Source organism: Pseudomonas sp. B2M1-30 (genome assembly GCF_025447575.1).
Taxonomy (GTDB): Bacteria; Pseudomonadota; Gammaproteobacteria; order Pseudomonadales; family Pseudomonadaceae; genus Aquipseudomonas; species Aquipseudomonas botevensis.
In genome coordinates this window covers 1-19,606 of sequence record NZ_JAOEJT010000016.1, presented here as the reverse complement: position 1 = coordinate 19,606, position 19,606 = coordinate 1, and the positions used below count along the sequence as shown (strand labels likewise).

General features: G+C 64.1%; 13 protein-coding genes. 5 read left to right on the top strand and 8 right to left on the bottom strand.

From position 1 onward, the window contains the following. Positions 1-29: 29 nt before the first annotated feature. On the bottom strand, positions 30-728 hold the full coding sequence (locus N8H74_RS24875; protein WP_217831681.1) for a glutathione binding-like protein: 699 nt from the start codon (positions 726-728) through the stop codon (positions 30-32). Between the two features lie 311 nt (positions 729-1,039). On the opposite strand from N8H74_RS24875, the gene N8H74_RS24870 reads away from it, so the two are divergent. Beyond that, complete coding sequence (locus N8H74_RS24870) at positions 1,040-1,714, top strand: histidine phosphatase family protein (protein ID WP_217831680.1); 675 nt, start codon at positions 1,040-1,042, stop codon at positions 1,712-1,714. 187 nt (positions 1,715-1,901) lie between these two features. Here the strand turns inward: N8H74_RS24870 and mnmH are convergent, their stop codons facing one another. The 3 genes from mnmH to N8H74_RS24855 form a co-directional block, all read right to left on the bottom strand. Then, entirely contained in the window at positions 1,902-3,005 is a 1,104-nt protein-coding gene (mnmH, locus tag N8H74_RS24865; RefSeq protein ID WP_262151064.1) for a tRNA 2-selenouridine(34) synthase MnmH, read from the bottom strand. Further along, a complete protein-coding gene (selD, locus tag N8H74_RS24860) occupies positions 3,005-4,039 on the bottom strand; it encodes a selenide, water dikinase SelD (RefSeq protein ID WP_262151062.1) in 1,035 nt (344 codons plus the stop codon). Before selD ends, mnmH begins: the two co-directional genes overlap by 1 nt. Positions 4,040-4,240: 201 nt before the next feature. Continuing rightward, entirely contained in the window at positions 4,241-14,764 is a 10,524-nt protein-coding gene (locus N8H74_RS24855; RefSeq protein ID WP_262151060.1) for an autotransporter-associated beta strand repeat-containing protein, read from the bottom strand. 498 nt (positions 14,765-15,262) lie between these two features. Here N8H74_RS24855 and N8H74_RS24850 point away from each other — a divergent pair, with 498 nt between their 5' ends. Beyond that, positions 15,263-16,222, top strand: a complete 960-nt coding sequence (locus tag N8H74_RS24850; RefSeq protein WP_262151057.1) for a nucleoside-specific channel-forming protein Tsx — start codon at positions 15,263-15,265, stop codon at positions 16,220-16,222. Between the two features lie 71 nt (positions 16,223-16,293). Here N8H74_RS24850 and N8H74_RS24845 read toward each other — a convergent pair whose 3' ends face one another. From N8H74_RS24845 to N8H74_RS24835, 3 genes are all read right to left on the bottom strand, one after another. Then, positions 16,294-17,250, bottom strand: a complete 957-nt coding sequence (locus N8H74_RS24845) for a zinc-binding alcohol dehydrogenase family protein (RefSeq protein WP_262151055.1) — start codon at positions 17,248-17,250, stop codon at positions 16,294-16,296. Between the two features lie 29 nt (positions 17,251-17,279). Next, positions 17,280-17,453 (bottom strand): DUF1427 family protein, encoded by a 174-nt coding sequence (locus N8H74_RS24840; protein ID WP_186533475.1) that lies wholly within the window; start codon positions 17,451-17,453, stop codon positions 17,280-17,282. Positions 17,454-17,572: 119 nt separating this feature from the next. After that, positions 17,573-18,346 carry a helix-turn-helix transcriptional regulator gene (locus N8H74_RS24835; protein WP_262151052.1) on the bottom strand — a complete coding sequence of 258 codons (774 nt, stop codon included), beginning with the start codon at positions 18,344-18,346 and terminating at the stop codon, positions 17,573-17,575. A 136-nt stretch (positions 18,347-18,482) separates the two neighbouring features. Between N8H74_RS24835 and N8H74_RS24830 the strand changes: the two genes are divergently transcribed. Both N8H74_RS24830 and N8H74_RS24825 read left to right on the top strand, forming a co-directional pair. Next, positions 18,483-18,710 carry a DUF6555 family protein gene (locus tag N8H74_RS24830; protein WP_217831673.1) on the top strand — a complete coding sequence of 76 codons (228 nt, stop codon included), beginning with the start codon at positions 18,483-18,485 and terminating at the stop codon, positions 18,708-18,710. A 39-nt stretch (positions 18,711-18,749) separates the two neighbouring features. Continuing rightward, positions 18,750-19,022, top strand: a complete 273-nt coding sequence (locus N8H74_RS24825) for a hypothetical protein (protein WP_217831672.1) — start codon at positions 18,750-18,752, stop codon at positions 19,020-19,022. 30 nt (positions 19,023-19,052) lie between these two features. Here N8H74_RS24825 and N8H74_RS24820 read toward each other — a convergent pair whose 3' ends face one another. Then, complete coding sequence (locus N8H74_RS24820) at positions 19,053-19,208, bottom strand: metallothionein (RefSeq protein WP_217831671.1); 156 nt, start codon at positions 19,206-19,208, stop codon at positions 19,053-19,055. 217 nt (positions 19,209-19,425) lie between these two features. Between N8H74_RS24820 and N8H74_RS24815 the strand changes: the two genes are divergently transcribed. Then, positions 19,426-19,606: hypothetical protein (locus N8H74_RS24815; protein ID WP_262151230.1), on the top strand; the 181-nt coding region annotated here is incomplete at its 3' end.

Sequence of the window (19,606 nt, the reverse complement as noted above, 5' to 3'; positions counted from 1 at the left end):
GTTTGCCAGAGGATGTGTAGCGGCCGAGATTACGAAGGAATGGTCAACCCCTTCACCACTGCCGGCCGCGCCAGGAAGCGCTCCAGCACCCGGGTCACGTTGGGGAAGTTCTTGATCCCGACCAGATCACCGGCCTCGTAGAAACCGATCAGGTTGCGTACCCACGGGAACGTCGCGATGTCAGCGATGGTGTAGCGCTCGCCCATGATCCAGTCGCGTCCTTCCAGGCGGCCGTCGAGGACTTTGAGCAAGCGTTTGCTTTCCTCGACGTAGCGATCACGCGGACGCTTGTCTTCGTAATCCTTGCCGGCGAATTTGTTGAAGAAACCGAGCTGACCGAACATCGGGCCGATGCCGCCCATCTGGAACATCAGCCAGGCAATGGTTTCGTAGCGCAGCGCGCCTTCCTGGGCCAGCAACTGACCGCTTTTGTCCGCCAGATAAATCAGGATCGCGCCGGACTCGAACAGCGGCAGCGGTTTGTCGTCCGGACCGTGAGGGTCGAGGATCGCCGGGATCTTGTTGTTCGGGTTCAGCGACAGGAACTCGGGGGACATCTGGTCATTGGTGTCGAATCCGACGCGGTGCGGCTCGTAAGGCAGGCCGATCTCTTCGAGCATGATCGAAACCTTGACGCCGTTGGGGGTCGGCAGGGAATAGAGCTGAATCCAGTCTGGGTATTGCGCGGGCCATTTGTTATTGATCGGGAACGCGGACAGATCAGTCATGGGAAGCATCCAGTCACAAATTAAAGGCCCGAGCATAATCCATGATCGCCCGCTCTGGCTCGGGATGTTTTAAGCGAGCCGGGGCGGTTTACTTAAATCCGCAACATCCTGTCGCTAACCTGCGCCCAAGCCGTTTGCCACGGCCGCTAAAGTGCCGCGCACCGGTTCAATCGAACCAAAACGGCCTTGGGGACTCTGAGCTAGTCCTTTTGCAATGGACGCGCTTCACGACATGGAAACCACCCCGGCGCCGGGAGCCCGTGGTGCAGAGGTTTGTCAGCCTTAACCGAATACGTTGAAGAACCTTATAGATGACGAACCTTTTGAGATTCGCCAAACGCTTCAAACACCGCGCGTGCGTGACCCTTCCCGCCCTGCTGGCCGCCAGTGCGCTGTTCCTGTCGCTTGAATCCAGCGAAAGCCGCGCGCAACCGGTGGACGGCACCCAGACCCTGGTGTTCCTGCGTCACGCAGAGAAACCGGCCGGCGGCCTGGGTCAGCTCAACTGCCAGGGCCTGAACCGCGCCATTGATCTGTCGACGCTGCTGCCGGAGAAGTTCGGCAAGGCCGACTACGTGTTCGCCGCCAACCCGACGCGCAATGTCGAGGAAGGCGAACTGGACAACTCCTACAGCTACATTCGCCCGTTGATGACCATCAGCCCCGCCGCGATCAAACTGGGCCTGCCGGTGAACATCGAGTTTTCCGCCAACGACACCAGCGACCTGGCCCGCGAGCTGCTCGAGGACAAGTACCACAACTCGACCATCTACACCGCGTGGTCTCACGGCTACCTGCCGGAACTGATCAACAAGGTCGCCGGCAAAGCGGTGGGCGAGAAGCAGCAGATCACCGATGACTGGGCGTCCGGTGATTATGACTCGCTGTACGTGCTGACCCTGACCTGGCACAACGGCAAGGCCAGCCTGCAGAGCCACAGCTACAAGCAGGGCCTGGATCACGGCAAGGAAACCTGTCCGACTTGAGTGTTGCAGTGATTGATCCGGCGCCTTCGCGGGCAAGCCCGCTCCCACACTTGGAATGTGGTGCCATTGTGGGTTGGAAGGCAGCCGAATGGCAGGAACAAGCAAGACAGTGGCTCCCACATTGAGCCTGCGCATGCCGACCCCTTTGGGAGTGGGCTTGCCCGCGAAGGGGCCAGGGAAGTCCCCCTCAACCCTTCTGATTCACCCGCTGCCGCAGATACTCGATCACCGCCTCCCGCTCCCCGGCAAATTCGATCCGCGCGCCCTTCTTCTCGCGCTGGAACACATACATCGGATCGTAATACTCGCCCAGCAGTCCCTCGATCCAGCCCCGGTGCAGGTCCACCGCGCCCGTGCGGCCCTGTTCGGCCAACGCCTCTTCCATCAACACCAGTATCCGTCGGTGGCGCTCGCCGCCGAGGCGTTTCTGCACATTGTTCAGGCTCGCCAGCAGACGCTCGCCAAACAAGGCAAAACCGGCCTCGCCGTGCACGGCGCAAAACTCCGCCGACAGGTCCACCACGTAATCACGCAGGATCCGCTCCACCCGATGTTCAAAGCTGTCCTCCAGCCAGACCATCGGGTACTGCTGCATACCCTGATACAGCGGCAACGGCAGCGCGCAACTGCCAACCACCCGGCTCTCGTCCTCCAGCACGAATTGCTCGATGCCGGTCGCTCGTTTCTTGAGGATGTCGATGGCCAGACGGTTCTCGAAATCGATGTTCGACGGCTGCCCGGTGGCGCGCTTGCCGAAGCTCGAACCCCGGTGATTGGCATGGCCTTCCAGATCCAGGCCGTTGCGCAACTGCACCAGCGCCTCGGTCTTGCCGGTGCCGGTCATGCCGCCCAGCAGCACGAAATCGCACTGGGCCACGGCATCGTCGAGGGTGTCGATCAGAAAGCTGCGCATCGCCTTGTAGCCGCCGCCGATACGCGGGTAGTCGATGCCGGCTTCGTCGCGCAGCCACTGCTGGGTGATCTGCGAGCGCAGACCGCCACGAAAGCAATACAAATAACCATCGGGATGCGCCCGGGCGAAATCGGCCCAGGCCTGGATGCGCCCGGCCTTGACCGCGCCGGACACCAATTGATGGCCCAACTCGATCGCCGCCTGCTGCCCGTGCTGCTTGTAGCAGGTGCCGATGCGCTGGCGCTCGATGTCGTTCATCAGCGGCAGGTTGACCACGCCGGGGAACGCGCCCTTGTGAAACTCGATCGGCGCGCGGGCATCCATCAGCGGCCGGTCGTTGAGAAAAATGTCGCGGTAATCGGTGAAATCGACGGACATCAAATCACCTCGACCGCGTTGCTCTGTCGCTCGACCAGTTCGCCGATCGGCGCCAGGTCCAGGCCCAGTTCCGCCGCCACGGCGAGGAATTCGGCGTCACCCTCAGGGGTCACGGCAATCAGCAGGCCGCCGCTGGTCTGCGGATCGCACAACACACGTTTGTGCAGTTCCTGCAGGCGCCCCAGCTTGCTCGAATAGCTGTCGAAGTTGCGCAAGGTGCCGCCGGGCACGCAGCCCTGTTCGAGGTAATACTCGACGCTCGCCAGACGCGGCACCCGGTCATAGGCGATGCGCGCGGTCAGGTGGCTGCCGTCGGCCATTTCCACCAGATGCCCGAGCAGACCGAAACCGGTGACGTCGGTCATGGCGGTCACCCCGGCGAGTTTGCCGAAGCGGCTGCCGGGTTTGTTCAGGGTACACATCCAGTCACGGGCCACGCCGACATCGGCGGTGCGCAATTTGCCCTTTTTCTCCGCCGTGGTAAGGATGCCGATGCCCAGGGGTTTGGTCAGGTACAGCAGGCAACCGGCGGTGGCGGTGTCGTTGCGCTTCATGTGGCGTTTTTCCACCAGACCGGTGACGGCCAGGCCGAAGATCGGCTCCGGCGCATCGATCGAATGCCCGCCGGCCAGGGGGATACCCGCCGCGTCACACACCGCGCGGCCACCACGAATCACTTCCCGGGCCACTTCCGGCGCCAGCACGTTCACCGGCCAGCCGAGGATCGCAATCGCCATCAATGGATCGCCGCCCATGGCGTAGATATCGCTGATCGCGTTGGTTGCGGCGATGCGGCCGAAGTCGAACGGGTCGTCGACAATCGGCATGAAGAAGTCAGTGGTTGAGACCACGCCGCGCTCGGCATCGATTTCATACACCGCCGCGTCATCGCGCGAGGCGTTGCCGACCCACAGTTTCGGATCGAGATTCTGCGCGCCGCTGCCGGCCAGGATCACCTCCAGCACCTGGGGAGAAATCTTGCAGCCGCAACCGGCGCCATGGCTGTATTGGGTCAGACGAATCGGCTCGCTCATGGGAGAGTCTCTGGCAGGGAATGGGGCGGATTCTAGCAGAGGGGGGCTTTGGGGACAGGCTCGCGGTTTGCTGCGCAATCGAGTGGCCAGCGCCCCAGCAACCCGCGATCATTCCTCTCTCCCCCGGAGAGGGTGAGCAACTGTTCATGTGACACGCAAAAAAAACCGCCCTCGCGGGCGGTCAAAACGCTTCGCTCCCGTTCAGAACCCAAGGCTGAAGCTGATGGTCATCGCATGGTCGTTGCTCTGGCTCGACAGTTGCCCCGAGTAGCCGATGCCGAGTTTGCCGGCCGGGCTGATCTGGAAGTCCACGCCGGCCTCGACGATGGCGCTGTCCTTGGCAATCGGCACACCCTGGGTGCTGAACGAGGCGCCGCCATTGATGAAGGTCAGGTCGGCGTCAGGCTTGGTGTCACCGAAGGCATGCCGCCAGCCGATCGCCCCGCGCGGGGTGAGTTGGCTGCCGTTGGCCAGGGTGATGAGCTTGCCGACACGCAGGCCCAGGGTCGAAAAGGTAATGTCCTGATCGGCATCGGCCTTCAGGCGCCCTGCCCCGCCCTTTTCCTTGGCGGTGTCGGTGTCGTAGTTGACGTAGGCCAGCCCGGCGTAGGGTTCCAGCGCCACGCCGCCGGCATTGATGGCATAACCGACTTCACCGAACACCTGCGCGCTGCGAGCGTCGTAATCGGCCTTCAACCGGTCGTTGTAGGCGCCGACGTTGACGTCACGTTTGGTTTCGATGCTGTGCCAGCTGTAAGCCGCCCCCAGACGCACGGCCAGCGCGTCGAATTGCGAGTTGAGGTAGCCCGCCAGGTGGTAGCTGTCGACGGTGGCGTCCGAGTTGCGATCATGAGCGTTCAGGTTGCTGCGGGTGTAACCGGCGGCCATCCCTGCGCGCCACTGATCGTCCAGTTGTTTGTCGGTGCCGAGCATGAAGCCGCCGAGGCTGCGATCCATCTGTGCACTGTTGCTGTCGCCGTCCGAATCGCCCCAGGCGCCCAGTGCGCGGATCCAGCCGACCATTTCGCCGTGGCAACCGTTGCTGCTCAGTTGGTTGTCACTTGGCGCCAGCGCCCGACGAGGATCGTCCGCCGCACTGCACGATGGCTGCCGCATACGGTCGTTGACCGCGTCACGCACATAGCGCGAGTCCTCGAGCATCGCACTGGCGGTGCTGGCGTGGATTTCCCCCGACAGGTTGTCGAAGGCACTCCGTGCGCCGGCCACGCTGAGGTTGACGACTTCATTGAGCAACGCAGCACCCGCCGCGCCATTGCGCGACAACGCCGACGCAGCGCTGAACTGGTTGCCGGTGGCGGCGACGTCGGTGAACGAGGTGTTGTTGCGGCTGACCTGCAGATTCACCGCGTTGGCGTCATACACCAGCGCCGTACTGAGGAACGCGTATTGCGGCAGATCCGCTGCGCTGAAGGTGCCGGTCACACCACCACCAGCGGTAATCAGCGAATACACCGAGTTGCCGGTGAACGGTGCCAGGCTGTTGACCTGCAAGCCGCCACTCAGGGCTGCCGTGCCACCGACCACCAGCGGCGTGGCGGTTGGCGAACTGACCGTCAGCGCCAGCACCCCATCGGCGGCGTTGGTCAGGTTGCCGCTGACACTCAGGGTGCCGGCCTCGGCCCCGGATTGCACCACCCCATGGTTGACCAGCGAGCCGACGCTGCCATTGCCGCTCAGCCCCGCGCCGTTGGCGACGGTGACTTGCCCGCCCAGCGAAGCCCGCGCGGCGCGACTGCCGACTTGCAGCACGCCTTGATCCACCGACACCGTGCCACTGAACGGTTGATCGCCCGTCAGCAACAACGTACCGGTGCCCTGCTTGGCAATCGCACCAGTCCCGCTGAGGCGACCGTTGAACCGACCGTCGACGTTCTGCTGGAACACCAGCGCCGCGTTGTTGAGGATGTTGCCTTGCAGACTGGTGGTGTTACCGACCAGCGTACCGCCGCTGACCGTGGTGCCACCGCTGTAGGTGTTGGCGCCGCTGAGAATCAAGGTGCCGGAGTCGAGTTTCTCGATACCGCCACTGCCCACCAGCGGCACACCGATTTCCGTGCTTGCCCCGGCATTCACCCGCACGGGCGCGAGGCTGCCATCCGGGCCGTTGACCGGGGTCAGCGTGCCGCCCGCACCTGGCGTCAGACTGTAGCCGCTCGCCAGGAACTGCAACCCGGTGAAGTGCTGGTTGCCGACCACGCTGACCGTCCCGCCCTGCCCGCCAAACACCGCGAACTGACCGCTCGAGCCCTGTGCCTGGGTGCCGGTCGGGTCGGTCCAGTTGGTGCCTGGCCCCCACACGCCGCTGCCGCCGCCGATGCTGCCGTCAGGATTGGTCTTGCCGCCGTTCCAGAACTGCACCTCGCCCGGGGTGCCTTGCACCAGCAGGTTGATCTGGTTGGCGATGGCGGTCTGCAAGGTCAGGTTGGCCGCCGAAACCGGCAGGCTGCCGTACACCAGACCGTTGTCGGTCAGGGTGCCGCCGTAACTGAACAGTTGATAGACCCCGGTGCCGAAGCCGCCCGCATTGGCGATGTTCAGAGTGCCGTCGAGGGTCAGGTTGCCGGCGACGCTGACCACGGTGGTGGAACTGGCCGCCGAACCGAGACTGAAGTCCAGGTTGGTCCCCGAGGACAGCGCCAGCGAACCGACCGACAACGGCGTCGCGCCGCCGCCACCGAGCAATGTCGCGCCACTCGCCAGTTGCACCGCCCCGGCGAGATTGCCGCTGCCGCCGATCTTCGCCCCGCTGGCGACGTTGACAGTGGCGCTGTCGAGCACGCCATTGACCCGCAGCGTGCCGGCCTGCACCGACGTGTTGCCGGTGAAGCTGTTATTGCCAGTCAGGAGCAATTGCCCGGTGCCGGTTTTGTTCAGCGTGCCAGTGCCGGTGAGGTTGCCGGTGTAACTGCCATCGGCGTTCTGTTCGAAGGTCAGCGCCGCGTTGTTGACGATCGCCCCTTGCAGGCTGCTGGTGTCACCACGGGTGCTGCCGCCGTTCAACGTAGTGCCACCGCTGTAGCTGTTGGCACCGCTGAGCACGAGATTCGCACTGCCGTTTTTCAGCAGACTGCCGTTGCCGGTAATGGCACCGATCAGCGTGGCGTCCTGGTTGCCGGCGAGGGTCAGTTGCGCGCCAAGGTTGATCGCGTTCGCCAGTTGCAGCGCGGAGGTGCTGTCGAGCGTGGCGTTGCCAAGCACGCTCAGCGCACCGCTGCTGATCGCGCTGTTGTTGCCCAGAATCAGCGAACCTCCGGAGAGCTGGGTGCCGCCGCTGTAGGTGTTGTTGCCATTGAGGGTCAGGCTCGAAGCGCCCGTCTTGATCAGGCTGCCACTGCCGCTGACCACACCGCCCAGGGTCAGGGCGTTGCTGCCGGCGACAGTCAGGCCGCCGTTGAGCACCACGGCGTTGGCGAGGCTGACGGCGCTGTTGCTGTCGAGCGCAGTGCCGTTGGCAGCGGTCAACACACCGGTGCCGAGGGCTGCGTCGTTGCCGACCACCAGTTTGCCGCCGTTGAGCGCAGTGCCGCCGGTGTAGCCGTTGGCGGCGTTGAGCACCAGGGTGCCGGCGTCGTACTTGCCGAGGATACCGCTGCCGTTGAGCGCCACGCCGAGGGTGGCCGTGACGTTCGGGTCGACCCGCACGGTGGCGTTGCCCAGTGAGCCGTTGACCAGATTCAGCGCCCCCGCCGTGCCGTTCTGCAGGCTGTAGCCATCGGTGACGAATTGCAGTCCGGTGATGTTTTGCGTGCCGTTGACGGTCACGGTGCCGGCCGTGCCCTGGAACACCGCGAAGCTGTTGGCCCAGGTCTGGTTCAGCGTGCCATCGACGTTGGTCCAGTTGGTGTTGCTGCCGCCCCAGGTGCCGCTGCCGCCGTCGATCGAGCCGTTAGGCGCGAGCTGGCTGCCGTCCCAGAACTGCACAGTGACGCCCGGCGCGGTGACCAGCAGGTTGATCTGGTTGCCGATGTTGGTTTGCAGTTGCAGATCGCCCGGCGTCACGCTGCCCGGCACGCTGCCGATCAACAGGCCGTTGTCGGTCAGGCCGCCGGTGTAGTTGATGATCCGGTAGACACCGCTGCCGAACCCGCCGATGTCACTGACATTGAGGGTGCCGTCGAGGGTCAGATTGCCGCCGACATTGAGCAGCGCGCTGCCGCCACCGGAAACCGGTGCGCCGAGGCCGACATCCAGATTGGAGTTGGCGTTGAGTACCAGCGAATTCACCGACAGCGCGTTGCCGGTGGACAGCGCCAGATGACCGCCATCGGCCACGCTCACCGCGCCGGTCAGGCTGCCGTTGCCGCCGAGGGTGCCGCCGCTGTTGACCAGCACGTTGGCGCTGTCCAGCGAGCCGTTGACCAGCAAGGTGCCGGCGTTGACGTTGGTGTCGCCGCTGATGGTGTTGAGTCCGGCGAGGGTCAACGTGTTGCTACCGAGCTTGGTCAAACTGCCGCTGCCGCTGATGACGCCGTAGTAAGCATTGCTCAAGGTGTTATTGCCAATGCTCAGGGTATCGCTGGCACCGACGGTTGCGGTGCCGTTGCCGGTCAGTCTGTCGATGGTTGCCGAAGCACCGAGGTTGAGCGCCGCCCCTACTCCGAGATTGACCCCGGCACCGTTGCCCAGCGCGCCACTGCTGAGCGTAGTCAGGCTGCCGCTTGCCACATCGAAGCCACCGCTGAAGGTGTTGGTGCCGGAAAGGGTCAGATCCGACAGGCCATTTTTGGTCAGCGTACCGGTCCCGCCGATCACCCCGCCCAGCGTCAGATTGTTGTTGCCGGCGACCGTCAGGTTGGCACTGACGGTGACGTCGTTGGCCAGCACCAGAGGCGTGCTGTTGTCGAGGGTCGAATCCCCTGCCGCATTCAAAACACCACTGCCCAATGCGCCCGAAGAACCGACAGTCACGGTGCCGGCGTTCAGCGTGGTGCCGCCGCTGTAAGTAGTGGCGCCATTGAGGGTCAGGTTTGATGCGCCGTTTTTCACCAGCCCACCGGCGCCGCTGACAATACCGCCGAGGGTCAGGTCGCTGCTGCCGGCATTGGTCAGGTTGGCGTTGAGCACGACGTTGTTGGCCAGGGTCAGCGCGCTGTTGCTGTCCAGTGTCGAGGCGCCGCCCACGGTGAGATTACCCAGGCCGATGGCGGTGTTGCTGCCGGCGGTCAGGGTGCCGGCATTCAGGGTCACGCCGCCAAGGAAGTTGTTGCTGCCGTTGAGAGTCAGGTTGGCCGCACCGTTCTTGGTCAGGCTGCCGGCGCCGCTGATCGTGCCGTCGAGGGTCAGCCCATTGCTGCCGACAATCCCGAGGTTGCCCGCAAGGTTGATCGTGTTGCCGGCGCTCACGGCGGCGCTGGCGTCCAGTGTGGTGCCGTTCGCTGCGTTCAGCGTGGCCGAACCCAGCGCGGAGTTCGACGCCAGGATCAGTCCGCCGGCATTCAGCGCCACCGGACCGATGAACGAGTTGTTGCCGCCGAGAGTCAGGTTCGCGGTGCCGTTTTTGATCAGGCCACCGGTGCCGCCAACCACCCCGTTAAGGGTCAGCGCATTGCTGCCGACCACGGTGAGATTGCCGTTGAGCGCCACCGCGTTGTTCAGGATGACGGCGGTATTGCTGTCCAGTTGCGTGCCGGCATTGGCGGTCAGTTGACCGCCGCCCAGCGCGGTGTTGCTGCCGACGACGATTTTGCCACCGTCCAGCGCGGTGCCGCCGCTGTAGCTGTTGGCGCCGTTGAGCACCAGGGTGCCGGTGTCGAGTTTGTTGAGAATGCCGCTGCCATCGATATTGACGCCGATGGTCGCGGTCACGCCCGGATCGACCCGCACCGCCGTGGTGCCACCGGTGCCGTTTACCGCCGTCAGCAACCCCGCCGTACCGTTGACCAGGTTGTAGCCATCGACCATGAACTGCAGGCCGGTGAACAGCTGCGTACCGTCCACCGTCACGGTGCCGGCCGTGCCCTGGAACACCGCGAAGTCGCCGGCCCAGGTCTGGTTCAGCGTGCCGTTGGCGTTAGTCCAGTTGGTGCCGACGGCGGTCCAGTTGCCCGTGCCGCCATCCACCGAACCGTTCGCGACAGTCTGGCTGCCGTCCCAGTAGCGGATGTTGACGTTCGGTGCCGAGACTTGAATGTTGATCTGATTGGCGACCCCGGTCTGTACCACCAGATCACCGAGGCCGAAACCGACCGGCACGCTGGCGACATCCAGGCCCAGATCGGTCAGCGCACCGGTGTAGTTGAACAGACGATAGACACCGACGCCGAAACCACCGGCATCAGTGACATTGAGATTGCCGTTGAGGGTCAGGTTGCCGCCGACGTTCATCAGCGACGTGGTGGACGGCGCGCCAAGCTGCACATCGACATTGCTGCCCGCGCCCAGCACCAGTGAACCGGCGGACAGATTGCTGCCCGAGGCCAGTGCCAGCGTGCCGCCAGTGTTGACGTTCAGGGTGCCGAGCATCGATCCGGAACCGGTCACGCTGCCGCCGCTGTTGATGTTGACCTGAGTGCTGGCCAGCGAACCACTGAGGTTCAGGGTGCCGCCGTTGACCGTGGTGTTGCCGGTCAGGCCGCTGATCCCGGTGAGGTTGAGGGCGCCGGTGCCGACCTTGGTCAGACCGCCGCCGCCACTGATATCGCCGTCGAACGTGCTGGTGCTGCTGACGCCGCCCACGGTCAGCGTGGTGCCGACGCCGGTCTGCACACTGCCGCTGCCGGTCAATGCCGCAAGACTGGCGCTGCTGCCAAGGTTGAGCCCGGCACCCGCGCCGATATTGACCCCGGAGGTGTTGCCCAGCGCATTGGTGTTGAGCGTGGTGACGCTGCCGGAGACGATGTTCAGCGCCCCGGTGAAGGTGTTGCTGCCCGACAGGGTCAGGTCCGCCAGACCGTTTTTGATCAGGCTGCCGGCGCCGTCGATCACCCCGCCGAACGTCAGGTCGTTGTTACCGGCCAGGGTCAGCCCGGCGTTGAGCGTGACGTTGTTGCCGAGGCTGAACGCCGAACTGTTGTCCAGGGTTGCCGCGCCGCCGACGGTCAGCCCGCCGCTGCCCAGTGCGCTGGAGGTGCCGAGGGTCAGCGTGCCGGCGTTGAGCGTAGTGCCGCCCTGGAAGGTGTTGACGCCGTTGAGGGTCAGCTCGAACGCCCCGTTTTTCACCAGCGCGCCCGTACCGCTGATCACGCCGCCGAGGACGAGATTCTGCGTGCCGCCAACGGTCAGCGCCGCATTGAGCGCGACGTTGTTGGTCAGATTGACCAGCGGCGAATTGCTGTCCAGCGTCGCCGCGCCACCGACAGTCAGTGCCCCGGAACCCAGCGCGGAACTGTTGCCGACCGTCAGCGTGCCGGCGTTCAGCGTGGTGCCGCCGAGGAAGCCGTTGGCCGCGTTGAGGATCAGATTGGCGCTGCCGTTTTTCACCAGGCTGCCGGCGCCATTGACCAGTCCGGTCAGGGTCAGGTCGGCCGTGCCTCCCACGTTCAGCGCACCGGCCAGGTTCACCGCGTTGCCGAGGCTGACAGCGGTGTTGCTGTCCAGCGTGGTGTTGGCGGCGGCATTGAGTGTGCCGCTGCCGAGCGCGGTGTTGCTGCCGACGATCAGTTTGCCGGCGTTCAACGCGGTGTTGCCGAAGTAGGTGTTGGCGCCGTTGAGGGTCAGGTCGGCCGCGCCATTTTTGGTCAGCCCGCCGACCCCGGCGACCACGCCGCCAAGGGTCAAGGCATTGCTGCCGCCGACGGTCAGGGTGCCGGCGACGTTGACGTTGTTCGCCAGCGACACCGCCGCCCCGGCATCCAGCGTGGTGCCGTTGGCCGCGTTCAACACGCCGGTGCCGAGCGCGGTGTTGGAGCCGACGATCAGCGAACCGGCGTTCAGCGCGGTGGTGCCGCTGTAGGTGTTGCTGCCGTTGAGGGTCAGGGTCGACGCACCGGTCTTGATCAGGCCGCTGCCGCCGCTGATGACGCCGCCCAGAGTCAGCGGGTTGACGCCACCGGTGGTGAGGGTCGCATTGAGGTTGATCGCATTGCTCAACGTGACGTTGCCGCTGCTGACCAGGCTGCCCGCCCCTTCCACCGACAACAGGCCGGTGCCGAGCGCGGCGTTGTTGCCGACGGTGAGGGTGCCGGCATTCAGGGTGGTGCCGCCCTGATAGGTGTTGGCGCCGGTCAGGCTCAGGTTGGCACTGCCGTTTTTCACCAGTTGATTGGTGCCGCTGACCACGCCGCCCAGCGTCAGCGCATTGCTGCCGCCGATGCGCAGGGTGTCGTTGAGCACAACGTTGTTGGCCAGCGTGATCGACGCGTTGCTGTCCAGCGTCGACACGCCGCCGACGGTGAGGTCACCCGCACCGAGCGAAGCGGCATTGCCGACGGTCAGGGTGCCAGCGTTGAGGGTGGTGCCGGCGAGGAAGCTGTTGGCGCTGCCGAGGATCAGGTTGGCGCTGCCGTTTTTGGTCAACCCGCCGTTGCCGCTGATCACGCCGCCGAGGGTCAGGTTGGCGCTGCCGCCGATGTTCAGGTTGCCGGCCAGCGCGATGGCGCTGTTCAGGCTGACGGCGGTGCTGGCATCCAGCGTCGTACCGGCCGCTGTGTTGAGGGTGCCGCTGCCCAGCGCATTGTTGGCGGCGAGGATCAGCGTACCGGCATTCAGCGCGGTGTTACCGATGAACGTGTTGGTGTTGCCCAGCGTCAGGGCGGCGGTGCCGTTCTTGATCAGGCCCCCCGCGCCGGCGATGACCCCGTTGAGGGTCAGCGCCTGCGTGCCGCCGATGGTCAGGTTGGCGGCCACGTTGATGGCGTTGGCCAGCGCCACCGCAGCGGTCGCATCCAGGGTGGTGCCGGCGGCGGTGTTCAAGGCGCCAGTGCCGAGCGCCGTGTTGCTGCCGACGAACAGGCTGCCGGCGTTGAGCGCGGTGATACCGCTGTTGGTGTTGTTGCCGGTCAGGGTCAGGCTGGCCGTGCCGCTCTTGGTGATCGAACCGGTGCCGGACAGCACGCCGGCCAGGGTCAGGGCATTGCTGCCCAGCACGTTCAGTGCGCCGGTCATGCCGATGTTGTTGCTCAGGCTGACGTTGGCGGTGCTGTCCAGGCTGGTGCCGGCGGCGGTGTTGAGCGCGCCGCTGCCCAGCGAATTGTTGTTGGTGACCAGCAAAGTGCCGGCGTTCAGCGCGGTGGTGCCGCTGTAGCCGGTGTTGGCGCCGCTGAGGGTCAGGCTGCCGCTGCCGGTCTTGGTCAGACCGCTGCTGCCGGTGAGCAGACCGGACAGGGTCAGCGCCCCGGCACCGGAAGTGGTCAGGCCAGCGCCAAGGCTGATGGCGTTGCTCAGGTTGAGGGTGCCCGGTGCCGACAGCGTCGAAGCGCCCGTGACGTTGATCGCGCCGCTGCTCAACGCCAGGTTATTGCCCAACGCCACCGTGCCGCCATTGAGCGTAGTGGCACCGCCGTAGGTGTTGGCGGTGCTGAGGGTCAACTGCCCGGCACCGGTCTTGGTCAGGCCGCCGACACCAGACAGCACGCTGCCCAGGGTCAGGTCGTTACCGCCCTGCACCGTCAGGCCATTGGTGCCGACGGTGATCAGGTTCGACAGCGTCAGCCCGCCGGTGCTGGCCTGCAGGATCCCGCCGTTGACCGTGAGGATGCCGCTGCCGAAGGTGGCGTTGTCGTTGAACTGCGCCAGACCACCATTGATGGTGGTAGCGCCGCTGACCAGTGGCCCCTGCAAGGTCCAAGTACCGCTGTTGATGGCCAGGTTGTTGAAGTTGATGTAGGTGGCGCTCGACGCCGTGCCTACGCCCGTCGTGCCGCCGCCGATACCCAGCGGGTTTTGCAGCACCAGGCTGTTGACGCCGCCGGCACCGCCGTCGACTTTCCCGGTCGGGGCAAACGTCAGGTTGACGTTAAGCAGGCCACCGAGGCCCACCGTCACCTGAATCCCGTCCCCCACATTGACGCTCGACCCGGTCACCGCCGTAAAGGTGTTGGCGCTGCTCGCGCCCATCGACACGCCGCCGGTGATGGAGCCGGCGTTGATGAAGGTGTTGCCGCCCGCCGAGGTTTCGAAGGCAATACGCCCGTTGATCGTCCCCGAGCTGCTGTTGGTCAGGTTGACTTGCGAACCACCCCATACCCCGATCACCGGCGTATCCGCCAGGGTGATGCCGCCGATCGACAGCCCGGTCGAGGTAATGGTGCCGTTGTTGGTGATACTGGTGGTGCCGCCGCCGGCGTTATTCACCCCGAGTGCCAGGCCATCGACACTGGTGAGGTTCAGCCCGAGCAACATCCCGGTGCCGCGCATGATGCCGCTGGCATTGTTGAGCACGCTGACCGTGCTGGTCAGCCCGGAGCCGACAAAGGCACCGCCGCTGAGCACCGACACCAGGCCGAGCAGCGCCGGGTCGATGGTCCCGGAGTTGTTCAGGGTGACGTTGACCCCGGTCAGGTCCAGCACCCTGCCGCCGAGGGTCGCGTTCATCTGCGCCCCGCTGTTGACGTTGACCGTCAGGTTGTTGCTGGGGCTGGTGAAGTTGTTGAGAAACAGCGGCAGGCTTGGCACGCCGGTACAGGTCACGATCGACCCGGCCGTGGAGCAGGTGGCCTGCGCCGGCGCACTCACGCCGCCGAACAGCAATCCGGCAATGCTCAGTTGCACAGCAAGGGAAAGAGGGGAAAAACGCGAAACGAGGGCAATACCGGACCTTGCTTGCACGGGCTACTCCTTGTCGTGGCCAAATTCTTCCTTGAGCGCGTGTACCCGAAACGCTTATTCCACACGCGAATCAAGACTGCGACGGTCATCACAAAACCGTGTCATTCCCGACACACGCTAGTAGACGCCCTGCAATGGGGCATTGGTTAAATGGCATTAATACTTTGGTGTAGGAAGATTCCGGAATAAGGATCCAAGTCCCGGATTCATGGGCTTGCGCAGGGATTCGGTGTGGGAGCGGAGTCGCTCGCAAAAGCGCTTCAGCCGTGAAACACAATGTTTCTGAACCGGTATCTTCGCGAACAGGTGCGCTTCCAAAAGACGCAAAAGAAGATGACCGCTCTGTCAGAAAAATCCGTAAAAAGATCGAACTTTCAGCGCTTTGAAGAAATTGGTACGGCTTGTGCAAACGTTTGCGCAGTGTTGATGCCGACATTTTCGTAACAAAACCGTACAGGCCAGGGAAATCCGGGCCTTGATCTGCAAAAAGGACTTTGAATGCACGTTTCTTCCTGCCGCCGCCCTCATGGCGTGCGCACTGTCGCTGTTTCCTTGCTACTGGCCGGCGTTACCGGATTTCTCAGCCACGGCGTCCTGGCGCAACCCGCCCCCGCCGACGAGTCCGCCCAGGGCGAAACCCTCAGCCCCGAGGCCAGCCCGCCGAAAAAAGGCGCGTACCTGTCGGACTGGTACAACCAGGACCTGACCCTGATCGGCAGCAAGGACATCAGCTTCGGCCCGCAACCGGCTGATGACATCTACCTTGAATACGAATACTTCGGACGCAAAGGCCCGTTCGAGCTGTACGGCTACATCGACATTCCGAAAATCTTCAACATTGGCAACAGCCACGACAAAGGCGTGTGGGATCACGGCTCACCGGTGTTCATGGAACACGAGCCGCGCATCTCCATCGACTACCTCGCCGGCCGCAGCCTGGCCATCGGTCCGTTCAAGGAATGGTATGTGGCGTTCGACTGGATCTACGACCACGGCAGCAACAGCGCCAATCGCGCCAACACGCTCTACAGCGGCTTCGGCACGGACATCGACACCCGCTCACGGGTGAATCTGTCGGCCAACCTGTACGGGCGTTATCAGTGGGAAAACTATGGCGCCAGCAATGAATACTCCTGGGACGGCTACCGCGCGCAGCTCAAGTACATCGTGCCAATCAGCAGTTTCAGCAACGGCGCGTCACTGACCTACATCGGTTTCACCAACTTCGATTTCGGCTCGGACCTGCACAAAGACAACCCGGCGCGCACCGCCAATGCCACGGTGGCGACCAACGTGCTGCTCTACTCCTTCACCCACCTGCGTTTCACGCTGGTGGGCCGTTACTTCCACAACGGCGGCAACTGGGAGGACGGCAGCGAGCTGAACTTCGGCGACGGCAATTTCCGCGCCCGCTCCAATGGCTGGGGGTATTACGCGGGGATCGGGTATCAGTTCTGAACGGGATTTGGATCTGCCCCAAGTGGGAGCGGGCTTGCCCGCTCCCACGGGGTTATGGGGTGCTGTTGAAATCAGGGGATGAGGATGACCTTGTCCCCGCCGCCCTGATTCACCTCGGCATACCGCGCCAGGCCTTCGGCCAACGGCGCCTCCACCAGCCCTTGCGGCAATGGCAGCAGGTCTTCGTCGAAGAACCGGCCGAACTGCTCCAGCATCGCCGCGCACGCCTCGACGCCGTACAGCAACGAGTTGATCCCGACCACCGAGCCGCCCTTGCGGTACAGAGCCAGCGCCGGCAATTGCACATGGCCGTCCACCGGCGCCGCAATGATCGCGATCCGCCCGAACGTCGCCAGTGCGGCGACCGAGGCCGGCAGCCAGAAACCGGTGGTGTCGAAGATGACATCGGCACCGCCCTGATACACGGCGTTGACCTGCGCGCCCAGCTCTTCGGGCTTATCCAGTTGAATCGTCGGGTAGCCCTGGGCCTGCAACTCCCTGACCTGCTCCGGCCGGCGCGCCGCCGCCAGCAACTGCGCGCCGCGTACCTTCGCCAGGGCCAGCGCTGCCGTCGCCACCGCCCCGCCACCGATCACCAGCAAACGGGTTTCGCCGTTCACCAGACTGCGCTCCAGCGCATCCCACGCCGTGGTGTACGGAACCCCGAGGCTCGCCGCCTGGGCAAAACTCAAGTGCGACGGTTTGGGTGCCACGCCATTGGCCGGCAGTTTGACGAACTGCGCGTGGGAGCCGTCGGCGAAGAAACCCAGCTCGCGTCCGGTGCCCCACACTTCCTGACCGATCAGGGCCTGCGGCCCTTCCACCACCACCCCGGCGAAATCCCGACCGGGAATCCGGGGCAGCGTGGTGTAAGGGAAACGCCCGAGGACGTTTTTCACGTCGCTGGGATTGAGCCCGGCCGCCCTGATCTGCACCAGCACTTCATCCGCCGCCGGCACCGGGGTCGGCACCTCGACGTAGCGCAGGGAGGACAGATCACCGGTTTTATCGAATTGCAGCGCTTTCATGGACATCTCCACCGAAGGAAAAAAGAAATTCAGGACAACCAGCCCGCCACCAGTTGCCGCCCCACCGGCCACAACTGCTCACCGGCCAGCATGCCCAGCAGACCGACCAGCGCGATGGCCGGCGGTGCGGGAGAACGAAAATCCAGGGCGCCATACAACAGACCGACGCCCAGGCCGATGGCCAGCGAAATCAGGTAATTCATGGGGGGAAACTCCGCCGCTTGAAGGGAATGGGCAAAGTCTAGGGAATCGTGGCCGAAGGCATCGGCCAAGGACTTCTGAATTTCGGCCAACTCTCACACAGCGTTCGTGTGTGCCGGTGTCATGCGGTGTATTGCGAAGGCGCCACGCCCAACTCACGGCGGAACATGTCGCTGAAACTGCTCGGCGAGTAACCCAGCTCACGGGCGATGCTGCTGACCGCCACGCCCTGGATCAACTCCGCCGCTGCCGTTGCCAGCTGCACCTGCCGACGCCATTCGGCGAAGCCCATGCCCAGTCCTTCCTTGAACAACCGCGCCAGCGTCCGCACACTGGCCCCGGCGTTTTCCGCGTGCTGCTCGAAAGGAATCTCCAGCGACGGCGCGGCCATCACCGCCTGGCACAGATTCATCAGGCGCCGGTCGGACTCGTCCGGCAACGGGATCTTCAACTGCGAACGCCTGGCGCGCTTCAGCTCCAGCAACGCCAGCCCCACCAGCGCCTCGTAGTACGCCGGCTCGCCACTGTCGCCCTGCTCCACCAGCCCGACGATCAACTCACGCAGCAAACCGCCGACTTCGATCACCTGCACCTGCGCATCCAGCGTCGCCGCCAGCGCCGGGCGCAGGTAGATATTGCGCATCTGCAAGTCCGACACCACCCGAATCCCGTGGGGCACTCCCGGCGGCAACCACACCGCCCGCTGCGGCGGCACCACCAATGCCTCATGCGGCGTCTCGACCCACATCACCCCGCTCATCGCATACAGCAACTGCCCCCAGACATGCTCATGGGGCTCGATGAACAACCCGCGCGGGTACGTGCGCGCCAGCGGCTGCACCGGCACATCGGTATCACTCAGATCGGGAGGCGCAGCGAGGGCCATGGCAAGCATTCATCGGGGCTGACGGAAACGCCATGGTAACCAGCCGCCCGTTCCATCGCCAATGTGAGAGACCGTCGGACAATCCGAATGAATTTTCCGCAAGCGCCGCGATCCCTCTAATACCACAGGGAGGAAGACCGGCTTTATGAACAACGCAAAACTGTTTGTCATCGAATACACCCTTCACGGCGCGCCCAAATCGTTCATTATCCGCTCGGACAAAATGGACAACGCCGAGGCCTGGCACTGGGCGAGCTGCGACGCGGGCGTGGGGCGGATCCCCCGTTTCGGCCGGGAAAAAGTGCAAAAGACCAGCAAGCCGATGGCGGAGAAATTCGGCGTGGAGAACGTCACCTGGCGACCGACCAGCTAAGCTGCTGGCAACGGCGGGCATTCATTCGGGGGAACACACATGACGACCATCAACAGCCCGGCACACCTGGACTACGGCCTCGACACCCTGTTCGGCCGGATCACCAAAAGCGTGGAGTGCCCGGTCGGCCTGGAACCCGTCGAAAACGACCCCTACCGCTTCGCCCTCCGGGTTCCGGCACCGTTGCCGGAGGACCTGGAAAACGCCAAAACCATTGTCGTCAAAGTCGAAGGCCGGAAACTGCAAGGCACCGTCCGCCACACCCAACGACTGGACGACGACAGCCTGAAACTGGAAGTGGAGCCTGACTAGACTCCACTTCTTTTTCACACGCACCGACACTCAATGCGCGCACTTGCACCCCTTGCTCGAACACTCCTCGCCATGCTCATGATGCTTGGCACACGCCTCGCAGCAATAATGCTTGCCGTGCCGCACCACGGGATGCTCACCGAGCTTGCAATTACACTTCGGACAGTCACAGGTTTTATCAGGCATGGGACAGACTCCTTCAGTGGTGGTTGTCTGAGGCTTGGAAAACAAGCCGTAGAGAGCAGTGTAGGAGCGTTTGGCGGAGGCCTGCACAAATGCGCATGAATGGTGCGTCGGCGCGTGCGCGCGGACCCAGATGTTTTTGGACAGGCTTGAGATCGCAGCCCTCACCCTAGCCCTCCCGAAACGTCGGACCGCCCGGAGGAAGAGGGAACTGACCGAGGTGGCCGAAAAGAATATGTACACCCGGCAAAACCAGGTCGGCCCAAAAGCCGCCTTCGCGGACAAGCCCACTCCCACAAAAGCAAAAGCAAAAGCCGTCCACACCCGCTTCTCACCACTCAACACAATGAGCGTTAGCTCGAGTACCGCTTTTGATCTTGCCGTGCCGGCCCCTTCGGCAG